Origin of the sequence: Microbacterium mcarthurae (genome assembly GCF_046064585.1) — a bacterium.
Classification (GTDB): Bacteria; Actinomycetota; Actinomycetes; order Actinomycetales; family Microbacteriaceae; genus Microbacterium; species Microbacterium mcarthurae.
On sequence record NZ_JAROCE010000001.1, the window covers coordinates 1,148,688 to 1,164,125 of the forward strand.

Sequence of the window (15,438 nt, forward strand, 5' to 3'; positions counted from 1 at the left end):
CGGATGCCCGCCGATTCCACCGGACAGCCCCGCGCCCGGCGCGCGACGGGGCGCGCGGCACGGCACCGGCACGGCACGGCGGGGCGCGGCGGGGCGCTCATAAACGCGATCGTCGCGCATAAACACGGGGGCAGCGTGTTTATGCACGCTCGGAGCGTTTATGCGCGAATGCCCGCCCGACCCGCGCCGCAAACCGCGGCAGCGCGGGGGGAACGGCGAACGCCCCGCGCGGCCGGAGCCGGGCGGGGCGTTCGCGAAGACGCGGGGCGTCAGATCATCTTGGTGACCTGGTCGAACGACAGCTCGACCGGGGTCTCACGCTCGAAGAGCGACACGAGCACCGTGAGCTTGCCGCTCTCGGGCTTGATCTCGCTGATCGTGCCGGGCAGGCCCGCGAACGAGCCCTCCTTGATCGTGATGGTCTCGCCGGCTTCGAAGTCGACCTCGGCGGGGATAACACGCTGAGCAACCGGAGCGCCCTTGGCGGCACCGGACTTGGCGGGAGCCGACTCCTTCACCTCGACGAGGCTCTTGAGCATGTTGAACGCCTCATCGAAGCGCAGCGGCGTGGGGTTGTGGGCGTTGCCCACGAAGCCGGTCACACCGGGGGTGTGACGGACGACCGACCAGGTGTCTTCGTTGAGGTCCATGCGCACGAGCACGTAGCCCGGGATGCGCACGCGCGTGACCATCTTGCGCTGGCCGTTCTTGATCTCGACGACGTCCTCCATCGGGACTTCGACCTGGTAGATGTCGTCCTCGACCTCGAGCGTCGACTTGCGCTGCTCGATGTTGGCCTTCACCTTGCGCTCGAAACCGGCGTACGAGTGGATGACGTACCACTTGCCCGGCAGCGACCGCAGCTCGGCACGGAACGCCTCGTACGGGTCGAGGTCCTCGGCGTCGGCGGCGTCCTCGTCGACCGGAGCATCGGCGGCGTCGGCCGGAGAGACGGATGCCTCGACCTCGTCGACGACGCTCGCGGCGCCCGCGACCTCGTCGACGAAGTCCTCGTCCAGCACGGGCGCGTCGGGCTCGCCGTTGATGTCGGGGCCGTCGTAGGGGGTGACCTCATCGGCTGCTTCGGCCGCCTCTTCCGCGGCTTCCTCGGCGAGGGAGTCGTTGAGCACCTCGGCGGCGGCCTCGGCCTCGCCGGCCTCGTCGATCTCGAGCGCGTCGTTCACGATGGCGTCCGCCTCCGGGTCGGTGATGTCGATGTCGCCGAGGTCATCGGCGACGTCGTCGTTCTCGTCGTCGACGATGTGGATGGCACTGTGCTCGGCCGCGTCGGAGGCGTGCTCCTGCGAGGCGAGGATGTTGCCCTCCTGGGCCTCGTCGTCCTCGCTGGACTGCTCGGCCGTGGGCGCCCAATCGGCGTCGTCGACATATCTTTCAGACACTGATGATCTCTTCCGTTCTGGAGCGGCCGCTCGTGGGGCCGCGCGTCCGCCGAAGCGCCGGTCAGGCGCCCGCGGCGCCCGGGATACCGAACACGGCGCTGGTCAGCCACACGAACAGCACGTCGAGGCCGTAGACGATCGCCATCATGACGACGACGAACCCGAGGACGACGGCGGTGAACTTGACCAGCTCTTGCCGGGTGGGCGTAACGACCTTGCGCAGTTCCGCGAAGACCTGACGGATGAAAAGAGCGATCCGCGCGAAGAAGTTGAGCTTCTTCTCACGGGGCGCGCCGCGGTCTGCGACGATCTCGCCCTTCGTCTCGTCCTGCGTCATCGAACCACCTAGGTCGCTTCTCGTTGCCAGCGTGCGCTGTGCGCAGGGCGGACAGGAATCGAACCTGCAACCTGCGGTTTTGGAGACCGCTGCTCTGCCAATTGAGCTACCGCCCTAAGACCCGCGGGGGGTCCGGGATGCGAAACCGACACGTCTTCGCCAGGAATCTCTCGGGGAGGGATGCCGCCTGTGCGCGGGGCACGGCGAAAGAATGCAGATTTCGACTGCACGTCCCAGTCTATGCCATGTCCCCCGGCGTGGCGAACCGCGCCGGGGGACGAGCACGACTCAGGCCGTGCGGATGAGCTTCTTGTTCACGAACTCGTCCGCGGCGAGCAGCCCCAGCTCACGGGAGGTGCCGCTGCGCTTGACGCCGCCGAAGGGCAGCTCGGGCGAGTCGGCGAGGACGAGGTTGACGTAGACCATGCCGGCCTCGAGACGCTCGGCGATCCGCTCGGCTTGCGCGGCATCCGTCGTGAACACGTACGATCCCAGACCGAAGCCGGTGTCGTTGGCGATCGCCACGGCCTCGTCCTCACCGGAGACGCGGTAGACCGCGGCGACGGGGCCGAAGAACTCCTCGCGGTACGCGTCCATGTCGCTCGTCACTCCGGTCAGCACGGTGCCCGGGTAGAACGCACCGTCGCGTGTGCCACCGACTTCGAGCACGGCGCCCTGCTCGACGGCGCGCTGCACCTGCTCGTCCAGGCGTTCCGCGGCCGCGAGCGAGGAGAGCGGCCCGAGCACGGTGTCTTCGGCGAACGGATCGCCCACCTTCGCTTCGCCCAGGGCCGCGCTGAACTTCGCCAGGAAGGCGTCGTACAGGTCGTCGACGACGAGGAATCGCTTGGCCCCGTTGCAGGACTGGCCGTTGTTGTCCAGGCGCGCGTCGACGGCCGCCTGCACCGCCGCGTCGAGGTCGTCGGTCGAGAGCAGGATGAACGGGTCGGAACCACCGAGTTCGAGGGCGACCTTCTTGAGGTTGCGGCCGGCGACCTCGGCGACAGCGGCACCGGCCCGCTCGGAGCCGGTCACCGAGACGCCCTGCACACGGGGGTCGGCGATGATGGTGGCCGCCTGGTCGTTGGTGACGCGGATGTTGACGTAGGCGCCCTCGGGGAGGCCGGCGTCGCGGTAGATCAGCTGCAGCGCCTCGGCGGACTCGGGGCACTGCGGCGCGTGCTTCAGCAGGATCGTGTTCCCGACCGCGAGGTTCGGCGCGGCGAAGCGGGCGACCTGGTAGTAGGGGAAGTTCCAGGGCATGATCCCCAGCAGCGGCCCGAGCGCCGAGCGACGGATGACGGCAGTGCCCTCCCCCTGGATGTCGATCGGCGTGTCGCCGGTGATCCTGTCGATGTTGTCGGCGTAGTACTCGGTGATGTCGGCGGCGAAGTCGACCTCGCCGAGCGCGGCCTCGAGGGGCTTGCCCATCTCGCGCACGATGATCGCGGCGAGGTCGTCGCGACGGTCGCGGTGCAGCTGCGCCACGCGGCGCAGAGCCTCGGCGCGCTGGGCCGGAGCGGTCCGCGACCACACGCGGTACCCGTCGTGGGCGGCGGCGAGCGCCGCCTCGACCCCGGCGTCGGACAGGGTGTCGTACTCGGCGAGGGTCTCCCCGGTGGCGGGGTTGATGACGGCGTAGTCACTCATGTGTGCTCCCGTGTGGTGTCGTGGTCGATGGTCACTGGTTCGCGCGGCGCAGGTGGCGGGCGCTGGGCGGCGCGTCCGTGGCGAGTGTCTCGCCGCGGAAGAACGCCGGCCGGCGGAAGTACTGCACCACCATGATGACCGCCCCGAGCACGATGATGGTCACGCCGAGGATGAACACCAGGCCCACGCCGCCGATCTCCGACCCGCTGCCGTACTCGGGGTTCATGCTGTCGATGAGCGTGGTGACGAAGATCACCGCGAGGATGACACCACCGACGAGCGGGAACAGGAACGTGAAGAACACGTTCCGCGCGGAGTCGAACCATTGCTTGCGGAAGTACCACACGCACGCGAAGGCGGTGAGTCCGTAGTAGAAGCAGATCATGATGCCGAGCGTGAGGATCGTGTCCGACAGCACGTTGACGCTCACGACCCGCATCACGGCGTAGAAGCCCGCCGCGACCGCGGCCGAGACGATCGTCGCGAACCCGGGGGTGAAGAACCGCGGGCTGACGGCGGCGAACTTCGGCGGCAGGGCGCCGTAGTGCCCCATCGCCAGCAGGGTGCGCGCGGGCCCGACGAAGGTGGATTGCAGTGAGGATGCCGAGCTGGTCAGCACCGCGAGCGAGACGAATGCCGCGAAGGGCCCGAGGATGGGGCCGGCCAGCGCGAAGAACGCGTTGTCCTGGATGTCGGGGTTGCCCAGGCCGAACTCGCCGTCGCCGATGCCGGCGAACATGATCATCGACACCGCCAGCAGCAGGTACAGCGAGACGATCGTGAGCACCGTGATGGTCGCGGCGCGCCCCGGCGTCTTCTCGGGGTCCTTGGTCTCCTCGTTCATCGTGAGGGTGACGTCCCACCCCCAGAAGATGAAGATCGACAGCGACACGCCCGCGGCGAACGCGCTGAACGACGACACCGCGAACGGGTTGAACCACGACCAGTCGAAGGGCGTCGGGTCGTAGGCATCCCCGCCCACGACGTGCGCGATCGCGACGACCGCGAAGATGACGAGCACGACGACCTGGAAGCCCACCAGCACGTACTGGAGCTTCTGCGTCGTCTGCATGTCGCGGTACGACACCACCGTCGCCCCGAGCACGAACAGCAGGCACACGGCGATGTTGATCGGGAGATTGGATGCCAGGTCGGCGACGCCGGGCTGCCCGGTGAGCTGCGAGATGAGCAGGAAGAGGAAGTCGACGGCGATGCCGGCGAGGTTCGACAGCACGATGACGGTCGCCGCGATCAGCCCCCACCCGGCCATCCACCCGATCCACGGGCCGAACGCGCGCGCCGCCCAGGTGAAGGATGTGCCGGAGTCCGGCATCCGGTTGTTCAGTTCGCGGTAGCCGAAGGCCACCAGCAGCATGGGGATGAACCCCACCAGGATGATCGCGGGCACCTGGAGACCGACAGCGCCGACGGTCGGGCCGATCGCGGCGGTGAAGGTGTAGGCGGGGGCGATGCAGGAGATGCCGATGACGACGGCGCCGAGCAGTCCGATCGTGCCGGCGCTCAACCCCTTCTTCGACAGGCCGCCGGCGTCGCTGCCGGTGGCGGGTGCGGGTGCGGTCATGGCCGCGATCCTTCCGGTGACGAGACGTCGGCACGGCTGCGTGGCACGACGACGAGGGGAACGGGCAGTTCGTGCAGCATCTTCGCCGCGGTCGAACCGAGGAACAGCCGACGCGGCTGCGCGAGACGGCTGCTGCCGACCATCACGAGCTCGGCGGGGTCCCACGGCAGGTCGCGCACGGCTTCCTCGATGCTGTCTCCGTCGGCGACGACCACTTCGGCCGCGACGTCGGTGGGGAGTTCCACGCGGGCCTGCGCCAGCACCTCTTCGGCGTGACGCGCGCCGGCGACGCGGATGGCGCCGGTCTCGAGCCCCGGCGGGAGGTCCACGGTGACCAGCGACAACAGGCGGAGGGGAACGGATGCCGCCGCGGCGAGCGCGACGCTCTCCTCGCGCAGCACGTCGGCCCCGGGACGGCTGCCGATGGCGGCGGTGATGCGGCTCACGCCGATCGCCGGGTCGACGCGACGCGACCCCTCGGGGGCGAGGACCACGGGGACGTCGGAGGAGTGCAGCAGCTCCGATGCGACCGTCCCGAGGCGGTGCCGCCCGCGGAGCCCGCCGTTGGCCGCGCCGACGACGATGTAGCCGGCGCCGATCTCGTCGGCGAAAGCCACCAGGCCCTCGGCGAACGAGTCGGCGTGACGGACGTGCTCGCGGTGGGGCACGGCATCCCGGATCACCTCCGCCGCGTCCTTCAGCCACCGGTCGGCCTGCTCGGCCACGAGCCGCGCGTACGCCGCGTCCGGGGGCGTGATGACGCTCCGGGCGTCGTCGGGCAGGACGAGGGCCACCTCCAGTGGAGCACCGATCGCCCGGGCCAGACGGATGCCGAGCGCCAGGGCATCGGCACCGGTGTCGGTCGCGGTGTAGCCCACGACCACCGCGGCGGTCATCGCCGTGCCCGTTCCAGGATCTCGTCGGCGGCGCGGTGACCCTGGCGGATCGCGCCGTCGACGTGCTGGTAGCCGGCACCCGCCATGTCGCTGCACGCGAGATGGATCGGGCCGACTGGCTCGCGCAGGTCGGCACCGTAGCGCTCGAGCCCGCCGAGGTCGAAGCTGGCGGCGTAGGCGCCGCGCGTCCACTCCTCGGTTCCCCAGTCGCTCTCGTAATAGACGATCGGGTTCTTCGCCTCGGGCCCGTAGTAGTGCGAGAGGGACTCGAGGATGCGCTCCTTGCGCTCCTCCGCGGTGAGGCGGAAGAGGTCGTCGGCGTTCTGATCGGACACGAACCCGACGAGCGTTCCGCGCTCGTCGCCGTGGTTGGTGTTGTCGTACGCCTCGTGCGAGAGCTCGTAGGGGCTGAAGGCGGTGCCGGACAGGCCCTGCTCCCGCCAGAACGGCCGGTCGTACACCGCGTGCACCTTGATGACGAAGCCCATCGAGATGTGCTGATGCATCTGATGCTGCAGCCGCGGCAGCGGCGGGTCGAAGGAGATCCGCGAGTACAGCACGGGGGCGAGCGCGAGAATCGCGTACCGTGCCCGGACCGTGACGCCGTCGGCGATCACCGTCACGCCCGCCGACGAGGACTTCGCGGCCTCGACGCGGGCCGTCAGCGCGCGGAGCTCGTCGACCCGGCGCCCGGTCACCGCCTCCCCGCCGCGCTCGGGCGCCACGGAATCCGGGCCCCAGATGATGCGCCGAACGGGCTGGTTCAGCAGGACGTCGTCGCCCAGCCGTTCGGCGAGGAGCTCGGGCACCTGCTGCAGACCGCCGACGACGCGCTTGTCGAGGATGAAGTCGGCGTCGACGAGGTGCGAGTACGAGCCCGCGGATGCCGCCATGAGCAGCGACTGCAGGAGCGAGAACGTGTGCGTCGGCTTCGTGAGCATCGCCGAGCCGGTGGCGAACGCGAGATTGCGGACCGCCTCGTCGTCGTCGGTCTGCTCGCGCAGCCACGCGTCCCACGAGATCTTGTCCCACTCGGCGGCGCGGGGGTGCTCCCACGGCTTGTCCGGGTCGATCTCGGCGACCATGGCATCCAGGCGCGCGGTGATCTCGTCGATGACCTTCTCGGTTTCGGGGGCCACCGGGAACATCTCACCGGTGAAGCGCTTGGCGACGCCGTCGGGACCGACGTAGACGCTGTCGCCCTCGCGGTAGCGACTGTAGGTCGACAGGCCCAGGTCGGCGACGGTGTCGATGAGGGCCTGCTGATCCGGCGAGACCCACTGGCCGCCGAGTTCGAGCATGGCGCCGTCGACGACGTCGGTCCACAGGCGTCCGCCGACGCGGTCGCGCGCCTCGAGCACCACGACCGAGAGGCCGGCTTTGCGCAGGTCGTTCGCGGCGGTCAGGCCCGCGGCCCCCGCACCGATGACGACGACGTCTCGCGTGATCTCATCCATGAAATCTTCTTTCTCTGCGTCGGTGACCCGAAGGGAGGACGAGGGGGCGGCGCGTTCGGGTCATTGCCGCCCCCTCGGGTCTATCGCTCAGTGGCGCGCGAGCGCCGCGGCCACGACGTCGAGGCCTTCGTGGAGCAGGTCGTCTCCGATCGACAGCGGGGGGAGGAAGCGGATGACGTTGCCGTACGTGCCGCAGGTCAGCACGATCACGCCCTCGGCGATGGCCGCCTTGGCCACGGCCGCGGTGAGAGCGGCGTCGGGGGCGCCGGTGGCGGGATCGACGAACTCCGCGGCGATCATGGCGCCGTGACCGCGGACGTCGCCGATGCGCGGGTCGGTCTGCTGCAGCGCGGTGAGGCGCGAGAACAGGACCTCGCCGATCTCCCGGGCGCGTTCGACGAGTCCGTCGTTCTCGAACGCGTCGATCGCGGCGAGCGCCGCGGCGCACGCAATCGGGTTGCCGCCGTAGGTGCCGCCGAGGCCGCCCGTGTGGGTGGCATCCATCATCTCGGCGCGACCGGTGACGGCGGCCAGCGGCAGACCGCCGGCGATCCCCTTGGCGGTCGTGACGAGGTCGGGGACGATGCCGAAGATCTCGGAGGCGAACATCGCGCCGGTGCGGGCGAAGCCCGACTGCACCTCGTCGGCGATGAAGACGACGCCGTTCGCGCGGCACCAGTCCACCAGGGCGGGAAGGAACCCGTCGGCGGGCACGATGAATCCGCCCTCTCCCTGGATGGGCTCGATGATCACCGCGGCGAGGTTCTCGGCCCCGACCTGCTTCTCGATGAGCGTGATCGCGCGCGCGGCGGCTTCGGCGCCGGAGAGGCCGTCACGGAACGGGTACGACAGCGGAGCGCGGTAGACCTCGGCGGCGAACGGTCCGAAACCGCTCTTGTACGGCATGTTCTTCGCGGTCAGCGCCATCGTGAGGTTCGTGCGGCCGTGGTAGGCGTGGTCGAAAGCGACGACGGCCTGCCGGCCGGTGTGCTTGCGCGCGATCTTGATGGCGTTCTCGACCGCTTCGGCGCCGGAGTTGAACAGCGCGCTCTTCTTGGCGTGGTCACCCGGGGTCAGGCGGTTGAGGGCCTCGGCCACCGACACGTAGGAGTCGTACGGCGAGACCATGAAGCACGTGTGCGTGAACGCCGCGACCTGTTCCTGCACGGCGGCCACGATGGCCGGGTGCGCGTTGCCCACCGAGGTCACGGCGATCCCCGAGCCGAGGTCGATGAGCGAGTTGCCGTCGGCGTCGACGACGACTCCCCCGCCGGCGGCGACGGCGTGGATGGGGGCGGTGTGGCCGACGCCGGCCGACACGGCGGCGGCCTTGCGGTCGAGGAGTTCCTGCGAGCGCGGGCCGGGAATGCTCGTGACCAGGCGGCGCTCCTGCGGGAGCGAGGGTCCGCCGACAGGGGGTGCGGTGACGGTGTGCGGTGCGGTCATGCTCGGGAGCGTAGGCAACGGCGACGCGACCGAGCACCTTCCGTGCTGTACATTCTGCTTACCCGGCTGTACGAGACGTACACGCCTCGTCGCAAGGAACCCATGGATGCCACCGACACCCCCACCCTGGGGGCGCTGCTGCGCCGTTCCGACCTCCACCTGAAGCTGGAGACGGGAGCACCCGACGCCCTCGAGCGCCCCGTGCGGTGGGTGCACAGCAGCGATCTCGCCGACCCGACGCCCTTCCTCTCGGACGGGCAAGTGCTCTTGACAACCGGCACGCAATTCCAGGGCCCCGACGCCACCTCCGCCGCCGACTACGTGCAGCGCCTGACCGCCCGGGGAGTCGCGGGGCTCGGGTTCGGCACCGAGGTCGTTCGCGATGGCATCCCTCCCGAGCTCGCCGCCGCGTGCCGCGAGGCGGGGCTGCCGCTGTTCGAGGTGCCGTACCGCACACCGTTCCTCGCCGTCGCGCGCGCCAATGCCGAGGCCATCGCGGCCGAGGCGTTCGCGCGGCGCACGTGGGCGCTCTCGGCCCAGCGCGCGATCGCGCTCGCGGCGCTGCGGCCCGATGGTCTGGGCGCGACCCTCGCGGAACTCGCCCGACAGCTCGGCACCTGGGTGGGACTGTACGACGCCGCCGGAGAGCTCACGCGCGAACACCCGCCCGGAGACCTGGATGCCGAGAGCGCCCGCGCTGTGAGCGATGAGGTGGCCGCGGTCCTGCGACGCGGAGCGCGCGCCGCATCGGCTCTCCGCATCGCGGGGCGCCCCTTCACCCTCCAGACGCTCGGGCGCGGCGGACACTTGCGCGGCGTCATCGCGATCGCCGCCGGAGAACTCGACCAGGAGGGGCGTGGGGTGGTGACGGCCGTCATCGCCATGGCGGGTCTCGCCTTCGAGCAGCATCAGGGGCTCAGCCGAGCCCGCGGGGCCCTGCGCGCAGGCCTGGTGCAGTCGCTGCTCACCGACGACCCCGCCCTCGCCCGGCGTATCGCGCGCGACGCCTGGGGGCCGCTGCCCTCGGCGCCGATCGTCGTCGCCCTCACCGACGCCGTCGTCGCCCGCAGCGATGGCCTGGCCGAACTCCTCGAGCTGCGCGCCGAGGAGCGGCACGGCGGCCTGTTCTTCGGTCGATCCGACGACGGCGTCGTCGTGGTGCTGCCGGCGAACGAGCGGCACGCCCTCGACGAAGCCGCCGAACGCTTCGGCGCGCGGATCGGCGTGTCCGACCCCACCGGCTACGACCGGTTCGCCGCGGCCCTCGGGCAGGCGCGCGTCGCCCGCGACCGCGGCGTCGAGCCGGTGACGACCTTCGATGCCGTCGCCGCCTCCGGAGTGCTGTCGGCGCTCGGTCCGGACGCGCCGTCCCTCGCCGCCGCCGAGCTCGCGCCCCTCACCGCCCACGACGCGGTCGAGGGGTCGCGGCTCGTCGAGACCCTCCGCGCCTGGCTCGACCACGACTGCTCCCACGAGGCGACCGCCCAGGCGCTCGGCGTGCACCGTCACACCGTGCGGACGCGGCTGGCCCTGGCCGAACGGCTGCTCGGGCGCGACCTGGGGTCTTTCGCGACCCGCGCCGAGCTGTGGGCGGCGCTCCGGGTCCAGCGGGCCTGACGCCGCGGCCCCGCCCGCCGCCTGCCGGTAGTGCGGTGCCCGCCTCGAGAGCACACGTTCGTGTGCGCTCGGCGCCGCGGAACCCCGGGCGCGGGTCAGGCGCGGCAGCCGCAGCTCTGGCGCACCGTCAGCCGCGGCTCGAAGACGACGTCGAAGGGACGGTCGGCGGGGCCCGCGGCGCCGGCGAGGATGCGCGCGGCGGCGCGACCCATCGCCTCCATCGGCTGACGCACGGTCGTCAGCGGCGGAGAGCTCAACCGCGCGGCCAGGGTGCCGTCGAACCCGGTGACGACGACGTCGTCCGGCACACGGATCCCCTCGGCGGCGAGCGCGTCCAGCACCGCGAAGGCGTGCTGGTCGGTCGCGCACACGAGTGCCCGCGGCATCCGCGCCCCGGCGATGAGGGCACGCAACTGCGGGACGAGCTCGTCCTCGCCGCGCACCGTCGCATCCACCACGTCGGGGCGCAGCGCGACGCCGAACTCCGTCGCCGCCGCACGCAGACCGCTGAGTCGCTCGACGGTGTCGGAGGCCTCGGGCCGCCCGACGAAGGCGACGTCGCGGACGCCGTGCGCGCGGGCCAGATGCTCGACGACCGCACGCATGCCCGCGGCGTTGTCGACGCGGACGCGATGGTGGTGGTCGTCGGCGGGGGGCGCACTGAACAGCACGATCGGGATGGTCGGCGCGTAGCGGGCAAGGGCCGGTGCCGTCTGCGGCGACGGGAAGATCGCCAGCCCGTCGACACGACCGGCGGTGTCGGCCACCGACACGTCCGTCCCCGCACCGCTGCTGAGCATCACGGGGCGCCCCAGCGCCCAGCACTCCAGCTCGAATCCGCGCTGCACCTCATCGACGTACAGCGGGAACGCGCGCGGGTCGGACAGCACGTCGTCGTCGGTCTGCGTCCACGGGATCACTCCGTCGGCGTCCAGCCGCGGCGTGGCCAGGCCCGACAGCGGGTTCGCCTGCGCGATGGGATCGGCGCGCTCGAGCAGCAGATCGAAAGCGTGCAGGCCGAGCGTGCCCGTGCGGCCGTGCGCGAGGCCCCGGGCGGCGGCGCTGGGGGCGTACCCCAGTCGCCGCGCGGCCTCGAGGACGCGTTCCCGAGTCGCATCGCTGAGTTTGTCGGGGCGGCGGAACGCGAACGACACCGACGCGATCGAGACGTTGGCCTCCTGCGCCACGTCGTACACGGTCGGTCGTCGCGTCGCGTCCGCTTCGCTCATCGGTGCGCGTATCCCCTCGTCGGCTCCGGCGCCTCCTCCACACCCTCGAGGTCCAAGCCGAAGTGGACGGGGAAGACAGGGTCGCCGGTGTCCGACGGTACATCCTCTCGCGAGGCCCGCACGGCATCCATCGACCGGGGGATCTCGATCGGCAGACGCCCCCGCGGCGCCACGCGTCCGGTGAGGGCATCCAGGACGGCCCGCGCGGAGCTGCCGTAATCGGCGACGATCGCCGCGGCATGCCCGACGAACGGCGTCAGTATCGCCGGGCGATCGAGGTTGACGACCAGAACGAGCGGGCAGGATGCCGCGATCTGCTGCAACCGGTACACCAACCCGGGGGCGAACTTGAGCGAGCCCTGGTGGAACCACGCCTCGAGGAAGAGGTCGTCGCGCGGATCGAACGGAGCGCCGACGCGCACGAGCGCGAGACCCGCGTCCGCGGGGTCAGCGACCACACGGCCGAGCTCGGCGACCTCGTCGGGACGGAACCCCTCGACGTACACGGCGCCGACGGCGCCGAGCGGCAGCACGGGGGCGCCGTCGCGCTCCTCGTTCACCAGCACCGTCAGCGAGCGCGCCTGGGCGCGTTCCCCCTGCGCCCGGAAGTCCGCGTTGCCGACGATGCGCTCGGCCTCGTCCACGTCGACGAACGGGTCGTCGAACAACCCGAGGGCGAACTTCACCCGCAGCAGTCGCCGCGCCGAGGCATCGATGCGCTCCTCGGACACGCGGCCGGAGCGCACGAGGTCCAGGAGCATGTCGACGCACTCCTCACCCCCGAACTGGTCGGCGCCGGCATCCAGGATCTTCTCCATGCGCTCGGTCGCGCTGAGGTGCTCGACGCCCCATGCCCGGGCGGGCAGCACCTGGTCGCCCACGTGGTTGTCGTTGACGAGCTCCCAGTCGGTCACGACGACGCCGTCGTAGCCCAGCTGCTCGCGCAGGAGACCCGTGACGATCTGCTTGTTGTACCCGAAGCCCACGGGCTCGATCGGCTGCCCGTCGAGTTCGAGGCCGATGGGCATGCCGTAGTACGGCATCATGCCCGCGGTGCCGCAGCGGATCGCCTCGCGGAAGGGCTCCAGGTGATAGTCGAACATGCCGCCGGGGTAGACCTGCTCGCGACCGTAGGGGAAGTGAGCGTCCTCACCGCCCTGCTGCGGACCGCCGCCCGGGAAGTGCTTCGTCGTGCACGCGACGCTGTCCGGTCCGAGGGTCTCGCCCTGGAATCCGCGCAGGTACGCCGCGGTGAATTCCGCGACGCGGGCGGCATCCTGTCCGAGGGTCTGCGCCTGTCGGCCCCAGCGCGGCTCGGTCGCGAGGTCGATCTGCGGGTGCAGAGCCGCCCGGATGCCGACGGCGCGGTACTCGCGCCGCGCCACCTCGGCGAACTCGCGCACCGTCTCGACATCGTCGAGCGCCGCGAGACCCAGCCCCTCGGGCCACTGCGAGAACGGACCGGCCGAGAAGGCGACACCGGTGTTCTCGACGAAGGCGTGCCGCGGATCGGTGCTGATGGTGACCGGGATGCCGTGGGGGGTCGTCGCAGCCAACGCCTGCAGGCGGTTGTTCCACTCGGCGGCCTGGCGGGCGGTGCGGATCGCGTGCACGTTGAAGTGCGTCATGTTCTTGCCGACGACGACGGTCGTGGTCGGTGACTTCGAGATCTTCCCCGGCGCCTCGAGCAGCTCGCCGTCGTCGCCCACCTCGATCACGGTCTGGAACATCAGACCGCACTTCTCTTCGAGGCTGAGGCGGCCGAGGAGATCCTCCGTGCGCTCGTCCACGCTGCGGCGCGGGTCTTCATACGGATCCATCACGCCGTTGCCGTTCAGGTCGCGGAAGCGCGTCCCGTCGGGGGCCGTGTGAAAGCGGGAGGAGGTCATGGCATCCTTTCGGATCGGTCGCGGGTCACTCGACCCCGAGGGCGACGTCGTGGAGAGGGTCTCGCGGGTCACTTCAGCCCGGTCGAGGCGATGCCCTGGATGAAGTACCGCTGGAGGAAGACGAACAGCACGATGATCGGGGCGATCACCAGCACCGATCCGGCCAGCAGCAGGCCGTAGTCGGTCGCGTTCTGCCCGGTGGAGTACAGCGACAGCGCAACGGGGAGGGTGTACTTGCCCTGCGTCTGGGCGGCCACGAGCGGCCACAGGAAGTTGTTCCAGGACGCCAGGAACGTCAGGATGCCGAGGGTCGCCAGGGGCGGTCCGCACAGCGGCATGACGATGCGGGCGAAGATGCGCAGCTCCCCCGCACCGTCGATGCGGGCGGCTTCGAGCAACGGATCCGGGATGCCGAGCATGAACTGCCGCATGAGGAAGACGCCCAGCGGTGTGGTGACGAAGGGCAGGATGAGCGCCGCGTACGTGTCGACGAGGCCCAGCGAAGAGACCATGACGAACAGCGGCACGAAGGTCACCACGCCCGGCACCATGAGCGTCACCATCACGACGACGAACAAGGCCTTCTTGCCGGGAAAGTCCATCTTCGCCAGGGCGTAGCCGACCATCGAGCAGAACACCAGGTTGCCGGCGACGGTGACGACGGCCACGAGCAGACTGTTGCCGAAGAACTGTCCGAAGTTGAGCTGTCCGAACCAGACGGCGAAGTTCTCCCACGTGAACTCCTGCGGCCACCACGTCGGCGGGCGCTGCAGGATCTCGCGCTGCGTCTTCACCGACCCCAGCAGCATCCACGCGAACGGCACCATCCACACCAGCAGGCCGACGACGAGCACGGTGAGGGTGAGGGCGCGACCGGGGGTGAGACGGGTCTCGGAGCGGCGACGGCGCGGCGGGTGCGCGGTCTCGGCGACGGCGGGGGTGGCCGCGGGGGCGGTGAGGGTCATGAGCGTCTCCTTGCCTCAGTCGCGCGAGCGCAACAGGCGGAACTGCAGCAGGCTGAGCAGCGCGATGGCCAGGAACAGCAGGTAGCTCGCCGCGGAGGCGGTGCCGTACTGACCGAAGCCGAACTGCTTGAACGTGTAGAAGGCCACCGAGAGGGTGGAGTTGAGCGGACCGCCCTGGGTCATGACGAAGGCCTCCTCGAAGAACTGGAGGAACCCGACCGAGATGAGCACGGCACCCAGCAGCAGCGTCGGGCGCAACAGCGGCAGCGTGATCGAGGTCAGTCGGCGCCAGGACGAGGCACCGTCCATCAGCGCGGCCTCTTTGACATCGGTCGGAATGGCCTGGAGCCCGGCGAGGAAGATGACCATGAGCGTTCCGACGTTGCGCCACACCGCCATCGCGATCAGCGACGGGAGCGCGGTGGAGGTGTCGTTGAGCCAGTCCGGACCCTGGATGCCGACGACCGCGAGCGCCGAGTTCAGCAGCCCCTCCGGCTGCAGGATGTAGCGCCAGACGACGGCGACCGCGACGATGCTCGTGACCACCGGTGCGTAGAACCCGACGCGCAGGATCGACACGATGCGGCCACGGCTGGCGTTCAACGCGAGCGCGAGGGCGAGGGCGAGCGCCATCGTCACGGGGATGCCGACGATCACGAACGTCGCGGTCACCCCGAGCGAGGTCAGGAAGACCGGGTCGCCGAGCACGGCGGCGTACTGCTCGAGCCCGATGAAGTTCACCGAGAACGGGGAGCGGATGTCGGCCGCGCGGAAGTCGGTGAACGACATCGCGAACGATCCGACGATCGGGATCACCATGAACACCGCGAACACGGCGACGAACGGCAGCGCGAAACCCCACGCGATCCATCCCTGACGGCGGCGACGGCTTCCCGCGCCGCCGCGCGCCCGGGCGCGACCGGGAACGGCACGCGTCCCGGTCGCGCCCACGACTGTCTGGGTCATGGCC

General features: G+C 70.6%; 11 protein-coding genes, 1 tRNA gene and 1 pseudogene. 1 reads left to right on the forward strand and 12 read right to left on the reverse strand.

The genetic code is table 11. The features are described 5' to 3' along the window. Window positions 1–269: 269 nt before the first annotated feature. The 8 genes and pseudogenes from nusG to gabT form a co-directional block, all read right to left on the reverse strand. On the reverse strand, window positions 270–1,400 hold the full coding sequence (gene nusG, locus P5G46_RS05590) for a transcription termination/antitermination protein NusG (RefSeq protein ID WP_408905156.1): 1,131 nt from the start codon (window positions 1,398–1,400) through the stop codon (window positions 270–272). A gap of 61 nt (window positions 1,401–1,461) precedes the next feature. Then, window positions 1,462–1,737 carry a preprotein translocase subunit SecE gene (secE, locus tag P5G46_RS05595; RefSeq protein WP_239276308.1) on the reverse strand — a complete coding sequence of 92 codons (276 nt, stop codon included), beginning with the start codon at window positions 1,735–1,737 and terminating at the stop codon, window positions 1,462–1,464. Window positions 1,738–1,780: 43 nt separating this feature from the next. Then, window positions 1,781–1,853: transfer RNA gene (locus P5G46_RS05600), tRNA-Trp, on the reverse strand. Between the two features lie 172 nt (window positions 1,854–2,025). Further along, the gene (locus P5G46_RS05605; protein WP_408905157.1) at window positions 2,026–3,387 is read right to left on the reverse strand and encodes an NAD-dependent succinate-semialdehyde dehydrogenase; all 1,362 of its coding nucleotides are present in this window, start codon (window positions 3,385–3,387) and stop codon (window positions 2,026–2,028) included. A 31-nt stretch (window positions 3,388–3,418) separates the two neighbouring features. Continuing rightward, window positions 3,419–4,969: an APC family permease gene (locus tag P5G46_RS05610; RefSeq protein WP_239276306.1), complete on the reverse strand. Its 1,551-nt coding sequence runs from the start codon at window positions 4,967–4,969 to the stop codon at window positions 3,419–3,421. Continuing rightward, on the reverse strand, window positions 4,966–5,865 hold the full coding sequence (locus P5G46_RS05615) for a universal stress protein (RefSeq protein WP_239276305.1): 900 nt from the start codon (window positions 5,863–5,865) through the stop codon (window positions 4,966–4,968). Before P5G46_RS05615 ends, P5G46_RS05610 begins: the two co-directional genes overlap by 4 nt. Then, window positions 5,862–7,337 (reverse strand): annotated as a pseudogene (locus P5G46_RS05620) (flavin monoamine oxidase family protein); the annotation flags it as partial. The pseudogene P5G46_RS05620 and the gene P5G46_RS05615, both read right to left, overlap by 4 nt. Window positions 7,338–7,409: 72 nt before the next feature. Further along, window positions 7,410–8,768 carry a 4-aminobutyrate--2-oxoglutarate transaminase gene (gene gabT, locus P5G46_RS05625; RefSeq protein ID WP_239276303.1) on the reverse strand — a complete coding sequence of 453 codons (1,359 nt, stop codon included), beginning with the start codon at window positions 8,766–8,768 and terminating at the stop codon, window positions 7,410–7,412. Between the two features lie 102 nt (window positions 8,769–8,870). On the opposite strand from gabT, the gene P5G46_RS05630 reads away from it, so the two are divergent. Then, window positions 8,871–10,385 (forward strand): PucR family transcriptional regulator, encoded by a 1,515-nt coding sequence (locus tag P5G46_RS05630; protein WP_408905283.1) that lies wholly within the window; start codon window positions 8,871–8,873, stop codon window positions 10,383–10,385. Window positions 10,386–10,480: 95 nt separating this feature from the next. On the opposite strand, the gene P5G46_RS05635 is transcribed toward P5G46_RS05630, so the two are convergent. From P5G46_RS05635 to P5G46_RS05650, 4 genes are all read right to left on the reverse strand, one after another. Beyond that, a complete protein-coding gene (locus P5G46_RS05635; RefSeq protein ID WP_239276302.1) occupies window positions 10,481–11,614 on the reverse strand; it encodes a LacI family DNA-binding transcriptional regulator in 1,134 nt (377 codons plus the stop codon). Continuing rightward, the gene (locus tag P5G46_RS05640) at window positions 11,611–13,503 is read right to left on the reverse strand and encodes a glycoside hydrolase family 3 protein (protein ID WP_408905158.1); all 1,893 of its coding nucleotides are present in this window, start codon (window positions 13,501–13,503) and stop codon (window positions 11,611–11,613) included. The genes P5G46_RS05635 and P5G46_RS05640 overlap by 4 nt, the downstream gene beginning before the upstream one ends. 68 nt (window positions 13,504–13,571) lie before the next feature. Continuing rightward, window positions 13,572–14,468, reverse strand: a complete 897-nt coding sequence (locus tag P5G46_RS05645; RefSeq protein WP_375095963.1) for a carbohydrate ABC transporter permease — start codon at window positions 14,466–14,468, stop codon at window positions 13,572–13,574. A gap of 15 nt (window positions 14,469–14,483) precedes the next feature. Then, window positions 14,484–15,434 carry a carbohydrate ABC transporter permease gene (locus tag P5G46_RS05650; protein WP_375095964.1) on the reverse strand — a complete coding sequence of 317 codons (951 nt, stop codon included), beginning with the start codon at window positions 15,432–15,434 and terminating at the stop codon, window positions 14,484–14,486. Window positions 15,435–15,438: the final 4 nt, after the last annotated feature.

What these genes read in the sequence shown, in the direction of transcription:
- secE (WP_239276308.1), bottom strand. Translation starts at nt 1,737, where the DNA reads ATGACGCAGGACGAGACGAAGGGCGAGATCGTCGCAGACCGCGGCGCG.
- P5G46_RS05605 (WP_408905157.1), bottom strand. Translation starts at nt 3,387, where the DNA reads ATGAGTGACTACGCCGTCATCAACCCCGCCACCGGGGAGACCCTCGCC.
- P5G46_RS05610 (WP_239276306.1), bottom strand. Translation starts at nt 4,969, where the DNA reads ATGACCGCACCCGCACCCGCCACCGGCAGCGACGCCGGCGGCCTGTCG.
- P5G46_RS05615 (WP_239276305.1), bottom strand. Translation starts at nt 5,865, where the DNA reads ATGACCGCCGCGGTGGTCGTGGGCTACACCGCGACCGACACCGGTGCC.
- gabT (WP_239276303.1), bottom strand. Translation starts at nt 8,768, where the DNA reads ATGACCGCACCGCACACCGTCACCGCACCCCCTGTCGGCGGACCCTCG.
- P5G46_RS05630 (WP_408905283.1), top strand. Translation starts at nt 8,871, where the DNA reads ATGGATGCCACCGACACCCCCACCCTGGGGGCGCTGCTGCGCCGTTCC.
- P5G46_RS05635 (WP_239276302.1), bottom strand. Translation starts at nt 11,614, where the DNA reads ATGAGCGAAGCGGACGCGACGCGACGACCGACCGTGTACGACGTGGCG.
- P5G46_RS05640 (WP_408905158.1), bottom strand. Translation starts at nt 13,503, where the DNA reads ATGACCTCCTCCCGCTTTCACACGGCCCCCGACGGGACGCGCTTCCGC.
- P5G46_RS05645 (WP_375095963.1), bottom strand. Translation starts at nt 14,468, where the DNA reads ATGACCCTCACCGCCCCCGCGGCCACCCCCGCCGTCGCCGAGACCGCG.
- P5G46_RS05650 (WP_375095964.1), bottom strand. Translation starts at nt 15,434, where the DNA reads ATGACCCAGACAGTCGTGGGCGCGACCGGGACGCGTGCCGTTCCCGGT.